3 protein-coding genes are annotated in these 2,343 nt (G+C 60.2%); 1 reads left to right on the forward strand and 2 read right to left on the reverse strand.

Annotation, left to right across the window (positions count from 1 at the left end):
- Window positions 1–914 (reverse strand): type IV pilus twitching motility protein PilT (locus AC1D1X_RS20995; protein WP_477699078.1); only part of this gene is annotated, 914 nt, incomplete at its 3' end.
- A 48-nt stretch (window positions 915–962) separates the two neighbouring features.
- Here AC1D1X_RS20995 and AC1D1X_RS21000 point away from each other — a divergent pair.
- Window positions 963–1,682 carry a YggS family pyridoxal phosphate-dependent enzyme gene (locus AC1D1X_RS21000; protein WP_477668826.1) on the forward strand — a complete coding sequence of 240 codons (720 nt, stop codon included), beginning with the start codon at window positions 963–965 and terminating at the stop codon, window positions 1,680–1,682.
- 123 nt (window positions 1,683–1,805) lie between these two features.
- Here the strand turns inward: AC1D1X_RS21000 and AC1D1X_RS21005 are convergent.
- The coding region (locus AC1D1X_RS21005) for a DUF3617 domain-containing protein (protein WP_477699079.1) at window positions 1,806–2,343 on the reverse strand (538 nt) is incomplete at its 5' end.

A 2,343-nucleotide genomic window follows, 5' to 3' on the forward strand; every position in this document is an offset into this window, starting at 1 on the left:
GATGAATACATCTGGGCGACCTTGGCCTCGCGGATCAAATTGCGGATGGCGCTGGTGCCCAGCATGATCTCGTGTGCGGCCACGCGGCCCGCACCATCCTTGGTTTTGCACAGTGTTTGCGAAATCACGGCCTGCAACGACTCGGACAGCATGGAACGGATCATTTCCTTTTCCTCGGCCGGAAACACGTCGATGATCCGGTCGATGGTTTTCGCGGCGCTGGAAGTATGCAGCGTGCCGAAGACAAGGTGGCCCGTTTCAGCGGCCGACATGGCCAGCCGGATGGTTTCCAGGTCACGCATTTCACCCACCAGGATGGCGTCCGGATCTTCCCGCAGGGCCGATTTCAGCGCGGCGTTAAAGCTCAGGGTGTGTGGGCCGACCTCGCGCTGGTTGATCAGGCATTTTTTGGATTCGTGCACGAATTCGATCGGGTCTTCCACCGTCAGGATGTGGCCGTACTCGTTTTCGTTCAGGTAGTTGACCATGGCGGCCAGTGTGGTCGATTTGCCCGAGCCGGTGGGGCCGGTGACCAGCACCATGCCGCGCGGTTTCATGGCCAGGTCGCCAAAAATCTTGGGGGCGTTGAGCTGTTCCAGTGTCAGGATTTTGGATGGAATGGTCCGCAGCACCGCACCGGCGCCGCGATTCTGGTTGAAGGCATTGACGCGAAAGCGGGCGAGGCCGTCGATTTCGAACGAGAAGTCGACCTCCAGGAATTCTTCATATGTTTTGCGCTGGGTGTCGTTCATGATGTCATACACCATGGAATGCACCTGCTTGTGGTCCAGCGGATCGATGTTGATGCGCCGCACGTCGCCGTGAACCCGGATCATGGGCGGCAAGCCTGCCGACAAATGCAAGTCAGACGCCTTGTTCTTGACACTAAAAGCCAGCAACTGCGTGATATCCATCCCGGGACCCTTTGAAAATGGTTTTCAAACTAAGTTTACAGTTCGATTATGACCACGATTGTGCGCAATCTCCAGCTTGTCCGTGACCGGATAACCACGGCCTGCGTAGCCGCCGGGCGCAATCCGGCGAGCGTGCGGCTGCTGGCGGTCTCCAAAACCTTTGGTGCGGACGCCGTGATCGACGCCGCGTCGGATGGGCAGCGTGCCTTCGGCGAAAACTACATCACTGAGGGCGTAGAGAAAATTGCCGCCCTCCGCGCCTGGCAAGGCGCCGAGGCACAGGGCCCTGGGATTACGCTGGAGTGGCATTGCATTGGCCCGGTTCAGAGCAACAAGACCCGTCTCGTGGCTGAGCATTTTGACTGGGTGCAGTCGGTAGATCGCCCCAAAATCGCCCAGCGGCTGAGCGAGCAGCGACCGCCCGATTTGCCGCCGCTCCAGATCTGCCTGCAGGTCAACGTGGATGGTGGCGCCAACAAGTCGGGCGTGGCGCCTGAGGATGTCCTGGCGCTGGCGCAGGCGGTTGTGCAGCTGCCGAACCTCACCTTGCGCGGCTTGATGGCGATACCGGAGCCTGCTATCGATTTTGTAGCTGCTTGCGCTGTCCACGCGCGGACAAAAGCCATTTTTGACGAAATCAACGCGTCAGGTGCGTTGCTTGCACCCATGGATACCTTGTCAATGGGCATGACCGCTGACCTGGAGGCGGCGATCCATTCGGGCAGCACCATGGTGCGCGTAGGCACCGCGATTTTTGGGGGGAGATAGCCCCCACGGTCGCTCACTCCGTGTAGCTTCCTGCCCCCCGAGGGGGCCGCTGCGCCTGCGGCCCGGCAAAGCCGGTTCCGCGGCCCCTGCTGGTGAAGACATGCCCTGCTTCGGGGGGCGTTTCTATTTCTTGGGAGGAGCGATGGGTTTGATATTGCCGCAATCAGCCGACAGCCATTTGCCTGCAGCATCCATGGTCATCTTCTCGGGCTTGCCTTTGACGGTGGTCGTGGTGTTCATCTTCATCGTGTAGGCGGTGTCGCCGTTGAAGGTCATTACGCCTTCGCCGCTGGACGGTGGCTGCGTGCAGGTGTAGGCAAACTTCATGGTGTTGCCGCTGCGCGGCGACTGGGTGCTCTTGCAGTCGCCCTGTTGTTGCTGCGGCAGCTCGTTGCGCTCGGCCATTTCCTTGGTAACGCACACCTTCATGGTCATGCCACCGCCGGCGYCGGGCCCCATGGACATGCCCTGTTTGCCCATCATGTCCTGCATCTGCTTGCGCTGCTCGGGCGACATGCTGGCCAGCTGCTTTTCCATGTTGGCCATGGCTTTTTCCATCTCGCCGGAGCTTGACTGCATTTTGCTCGTCATTTCCCACAGGCCCGGTTTGGTGGTCTGTGCAGAAACCCCGGCGGACAGGGCCAGCGTGAAAGCGGCAAGG

Source organism: Polaromonas sp. P1_G4 (assembly GCF_056405475.1).